5 protein-coding genes are annotated in these 5,067 nt (G+C 66.6%); 4 read left to right on the forward strand and 1 reads right to left on the reverse strand.

The window, feature by feature from the left end; all coding sequences use genetic code 11:
- Positions 1-166: 166 nt before the first annotated feature.
- Positions 167-1,150: an acetamidase/formamidase family protein gene (locus K728_RS0105285; protein WP_024476071.1), complete on the reverse strand. Its 984-nt coding sequence runs from the start codon at positions 1,148-1,150 to the stop codon at positions 167-169.
- 152 nt (positions 1,151-1,302) lie between these two features.
- On the opposite strand from K728_RS0105285, the gene K728_RS0105290 reads away from it, so the two are divergent.
- The 4 genes from K728_RS0105290 to K728_RS23090 form a co-directional block, all read left to right on the forward strand.
- The gene (locus tag K728_RS0105290; RefSeq protein WP_024476072.1) at positions 1,303-2,376 is read left to right on the forward strand and encodes a 2-keto-3-deoxygluconate permease; all 1,074 of its coding nucleotides are present in this window, start codon (positions 1,303-1,305) and stop codon (positions 2,374-2,376) included.
- Positions 2,373-3,683, forward strand: a complete 1,311-nt coding sequence (locus tag K728_RS0105295) for a four-carbon acid sugar kinase family protein (RefSeq protein WP_024476073.1) — start codon at positions 2,373-2,375, stop codon at positions 3,681-3,683. Before K728_RS0105290 ends, K728_RS0105295 begins: the two co-directional genes overlap by 4 nt.
- Positions 3,680-4,705 carry a 4-hydroxythreonine-4-phosphate dehydrogenase PdxA gene (gene pdxA / locus K728_RS0105300; protein ID WP_024476074.1) on the forward strand — a complete coding sequence of 342 codons (1,026 nt, stop codon included), beginning with the start codon at positions 3,680-3,682 and terminating at the stop codon, positions 4,703-4,705. Before K728_RS0105295 ends, pdxA begins: the two co-directional genes overlap by 4 nt.
- A 123-nt stretch (positions 4,706-4,828) precedes the next feature.
- A partial coding sequence (locus K728_RS23090) for a winged helix-turn-helix domain-containing protein (RefSeq protein WP_193353918.1) occupies positions 4,829-5,067 on the forward strand: 239 nt, incomplete at its 3' end.

Consider the following 5,067-nt stretch of genomic DNA (forward strand, 5'->3'; position numbering starts at 1 on the left):
GCCGCCCTGCTCCGGACCGGTCAGAATGTCCAGGAGCAGGGAGCTCACCGGACCGCGTGGCTGAGGTTGTTTCATGACGGGACCCCTATCGTTGGGCAGTCAAATGTTAGGTATACCAAGTCCTAAGTATACTTGCTATCCAGCGGGGTGGGCGCCGATAGGCCCATCACACCGCCGGCGACTCCCGCACCGCGTCACGTCCGAGCACTGCATGCACACCCCAGGTTTCGTTGGCGATCTGCGTAATCCGCAGGTCCACGACCGTACTCGCCAGGGCCAGCGCATGCGTGCGTTCCATGCCGTACAGGTCCTGCATCCAGGTCAACATGGCCTTGAGTGCTTCAGCGGTCGCGAGATTGAGGTCGGCGTTGAATCCAAAGGTGATCCGCGCCGTCGGCGTGATCGCATGGATGGTCTGTAGGGGTGCATCGACGACGACGTCGAGCACCAGGTCCGTGGTCATTCCGCACTCGATCGCGGTGCCGCCGACCTCGCCGTCGCCCTGCACGGCATGCCCGTCGCCCACACTGAGCAGCGCACCTGGCACGGTCACCGGGAGGAACAGGGTGGACCCGGCGGTCAGTTCCTTACAGTCGATGTTGCCACCGCCGTCGGCGCGCGGCGGAGTAGTGGTGAAGTCGCCGGGACTGTTTGGCGGCACGCCCACGACGCCGAGGAACGGGTTCAGCGTCACCGTCTGGCCCAGCTGGTTGGAGGCTGTCCCCTGCTGCACATCGACATCCCACAGGAGCCACTGTGGGACCCCGCCGTCGACGTCGAGCAGCCGGGTGAAGCTGTCGTCTTTCCGCCCGGCGTTCGTGAAGCCCCATGGGTCGGGCGTGAGCGAGACGAAGGTGACGGCCAGCATATCGCCGGGCTTGGCGCCTGCGACGGCGATGGGCCCGGTGAGGCAGTGACCCTTCCGTTCGGCGAAGAGCTGCGGTTTATCCTCCCCGGGAACGGTCTGCCGCTCCAGATGCCCCCAGGCGTCAAGGGACCTGACCCGCACCGAGTCGCCCGGGCGCACCGTGAGCACCGGTGGGGTATCGCGGGAGAATATCTGCGTGGCGGTGGTCAGCGTCGGCTCAAGCAGGTGGGTCTCGCTGGCAGTCTCGGTGGCAGCCCTGGGATCAGTCATCGGGTCAGTCATGGGTTCAGCCTACGATGCACCCTCCCCGTGACCGGCACTCCGATCAAGGACTTGCCACTTCCGGGAACCAGATCTAGTGTAGGTACACCTTGTCCGTACAACTTTGAGTTGCTGTCCCTTTGCGACAGCCCCGACCAGAGAGAAGATTCGCCATGGTAGCCGAATCCCTTCCCAAGTCCCGCGTCCCCCTGTTCGACAGCATGAACCGCATCCCCGGGGGGTTGATGCTGATTCCCCTGATCCTGGGGTCGATCGTCGGAACCTTCTTCCCCGCTTTCCTGGAAATGGGCAGCTTCACCACCGCCCTCTTCAAGGACTCGGCGCTCCCCCTGATCGCGATTCTGATCTTCGCCACCGGCATGCAGATCACTGCCAAGACCTCCGGCCCCGTCCTCGCAACCACCGGAGTCATCCTCCTCTTCAAAACCATCATCCCGGCCGCGCTGGTTGCAGCGTTGGGCCTGATGGTCGGCATCGACGGGATCCTCGGCATCTCCATCCTTGCCCTGCTGGCCTCCTTCGATAACAGCAACGGCGGTCTCTGGCTCGCGTTCACCGGGCGCTACGGCGACAGCCGCGACCGCGGTGCCTACATGGCCTCCGCGGTCAACGACGGCCCGTTCTTCACGTTGCTGTTCCTCGGCATCTCAGGTCTCGGCAACATCCCGTTCCTCGTGCTGCTGGCCGCCATCATCCCCCTGGTCCTCGGCTTCATCGTTGGCAACCTGGACCGCAAATGGACCGAGGTCATGCGCCCGGTTCCGAACATTGTGATCCCGTTCTTCGCCTTCGCCCTCGGCACCGGCATCAACCTCGGCAACGTCCTCACCGGCGGTCTTTCGGGCATCTTCGTCGGCATCGCGGCGACTCTGATCACCGGCGCCCTGGTCTATTTCGGTTACCGCTTCATCCTGCGCCGCGGCAACAAGGCCGGCATTGGCATCGCCTCCGCCACCACCGCCGGCAACTCGATCGCCACTCCTGCCGTCGTCGCTGCAGCCGACCCCACCTTCGCTCCCTTCGTTGAAGTTGCCACGGCACAGGTCGCCTCGGCGGTCCTCGTCACGGCGATTTTCGCGCCACTGCTGGCCACCTGGGTTCTCAAGCGTCAGGGAGGCCTCTACGGTGAGGATGACGCCCCAGACGGCGACGAGCGCGCCGCCGCGGCTCCGCACGACGACGGCCGTCCCGCCGGAACCCACAACTCACCACAGGCCGATCCGTGACCTCTGCCCCCTCAGACCCACCGCAGGTCATCGGTATCGCAGCCGATGACCTGACTGGGGCCAACGATTCGCTGGTCCAGTTCGCCGGGGCGGGGTGGACCTCCCGCCTCGCCCTCGGGGAGCTCGACAGCCAGCGCACGGGCAGCACGCTCGCCACGGTGACGGACTCCCGGGCGCTGCCACACGACGCCGCTGGCACTGTCACCGCTGACGCCGTCGCGCAGCTTCTGGTTGCCTGCGCCGACCGGTTGTACGTCAAAATCGACTCAACCATGCGCGGCAGCATTCCCGCTCAGATCGACGGCGCGCTGCGTACCTGGCGGCGGAATCACGTGGGCGCGTTCGCCGTCGTCTGCCCCGCATACCCGGCTATGGGCCGCACGGTCGACCAGGGCCAGCTGCGCGTCAACGGCGAACCGGTCGAATCCACGTCCGTTGGACGTGATCCGGTGACCCCGGTCAGCACCAGCGATCTGCCCACCCTGATCCCGGGCAGCCGCAGCATCCGCCTCGGCGCGGGCACAGCGACGGAGCACGCGCACCGCCTGGGCGAAACGGCCGGAATGGAGGGGGCCACCGTCGTCGTCGACGCAGTCACCGACGCCGACCTCGACCAACTGGCCGCAGCGCTCAGCGAACTGGGTCCCCGGGCGGTGCCGGTCGGCTCGGCCGGCCTAGCGGCAGCTTTGGCGTCACGCTGGGGATCCGACGCCGGATTGCCCGGCCGGACGGGATCGACCACCTCCCCCGCTGGACAGGTCCTGATTGTGGTCAGCTCGTTGCATGACGTGTCCCGCGGACAGGCCGAACGGCTGATCAACGAATCGGCCGACGACGATCTGCTGGTGCTGCGTCCCACCCTCGCCGACGTCCGCAGCCGGGCCTCGGCCCTGGCGTGGGCTGCCGCCCAGAAGCTGTCCGTTGCGCAGCGGGCCACCCTCCTGCTCTCACCCACCGATCGGGGAAGCACCCCTGACGCCCTGACCGGCGCCGAAATCGCGGAGGGGCTCTCGGCGATTGCCAGCGTCGTCCTGACCGACGCAATCCTGCCCCAGCCCGATGCGGCGGCGCTCGTCCTGATGGGCGGGGACGGCGCACGGGCGGTCCTGCGGGAGACCGCGGCGCAATCCGTGGTCGTCTCAGGTGCCCTGCAGGAAGGCGTCCCGGTCGGCGTCGTCGACGGCGGCACCGCCCACGGGCTGCGCGTCGTCACCAAAGCAGGCGGATTCGGAAACCCCGATTCGCTGACCGATATTGTTCACCAACTTTGCACATCATCCCCACTGTCCCCGGAGGCACTTCCATGACCATCCCTACTCTTGCCCTAACCATCGGTGATGTGGCAGGTATCGGCCCAGAGATCACCGCTAAGTCGCTGCTCGGCCACGACGACCTCCGCACCGAATGCCGCCCGATCGTGATAGGCGACGAGGCTGCGATGCGCGCCGGCGTCGTCAACGTGGGCGGGGACCCGGACAAGGTCCGCGTCATCGGTTCCGTCGCCGAAGCCACCAACGAGCCCGGCACGATCGAGCTACTCCAGACCGGGCAGTCCCTTGCGCACGTGCCCCTGGGCGAGATCCACCCCGACGCCGGCGACGGTTCCTACCGTTTCGTCGTCGAGGCCTGCCGGCTGGCCCGCGAGGGTCAGGTGGACGGCATCGTCACCGCCCCGCTGAATAAAGCAGCCATGCACGCCGGCGGGCACAAGTGGCCCGGGCACACCGAGCTGCTCGCCCACGAATTCGGCGTTGAGAACTTCTCGCTGGTGCTCTCCGCGGGGGAACTGTACTTCTTCCACCTGACCACCCACGTGTCGCTGCGCCAGGCCATCGAGGACATCACCCCGAAGCGCACCCGTAGCGTCATCGACCTGGTCAGCGCGTTCACCAAGGCGCTCGGAAACCCGGACGAGCCCATCGGGCTGGCCGGCCTGAACCCCCATGCCGGCGAGAACCGTTTGTTCGGCAACGAAGACGCCGACATCCTGGCACCCACTGTCGAAGCCGCCCGCGCGGCGGGCATCAACGTGACCGGCCCGCTGCCCGCCGACGCGCTCATCCCGGCTGCTGTCAAGGGCAAGTGGAACATGGTGATCGTCTGTTATCACGATCAGGGTCACGCTCCGTTCAAGGCCGTGTACGGCGACGACGGCGTCAACATCACCGTCGGCCTTCCAGTCGTCCGCGTGTCGGTTGATCATGGCACGGCGTTCGACATTGCCGGCCAGGGCATTGCCCGCGAGGCGAGCCTGGTGCTGTCCCTCCGTCGGGCAGCCCAGCTCGCTCCCGGGTGGGACCATGTGTGGCAGACCGCCCAGCAGGGCTAGCACCTAGCTGTACTGAGTACACCTAGCGGCAAGCACCCGGCGGCAAGCACCCGGCGGACAACAAACAGCCAACGGACAACAGCCGGATTGAGAGACGCCCAGAATTTGGGATGATGAGTGCAAATGAAGACTTATCAGTTTGAGGAACGACCGGTCGATCCCAGCAAGAGCCTGCCCCTGCACCACCAGCTGAGCGCACATCTGCGAGCCCAGATTGTTAACCACTCGCTGCCGCCGGGCACGCTGCTTCCCAGCGAGGCCCAGCTGCAGGAACGGTACGGTGTCTCGCGTTCGGTGGTCCGCCAGGCGTTGGGGGCTCTCACCTCGGAGGGGCTCATCGATCGCGGGCGTGGGCGCGGCAG

This window comes from Arthrobacter sp. CAL618, assembly GCF_000468215.1.
Taxonomy (GTDB): domain Bacteria; phylum Actinomycetota; class Actinomycetes; order Actinomycetales; family Micrococcaceae; genus Arthrobacter_D.

What these genes read in the sequence shown, in the direction of transcription:
- K728_RS0105285 (WP_024476071.1), bottom strand. Translation starts at nt 1,150, where the DNA reads ATGACTGACCCGATGACTGATCCCAGGGCTGCCACCGAGACTGCCAGC.
- K728_RS0105290 (WP_024476072.1), top strand. Translation starts at nt 1,303, where the DNA reads ATGGTAGCCGAATCCCTTCCCAAGTCCCGCGTCCCCCTGTTCGACAGC.
- pdxA (WP_024476074.1), top strand. Translation starts at nt 3,680, where the DNA reads ATGACCATCCCTACTCTTGCCCTAACCATCGGTGATGTGGCAGGTATC.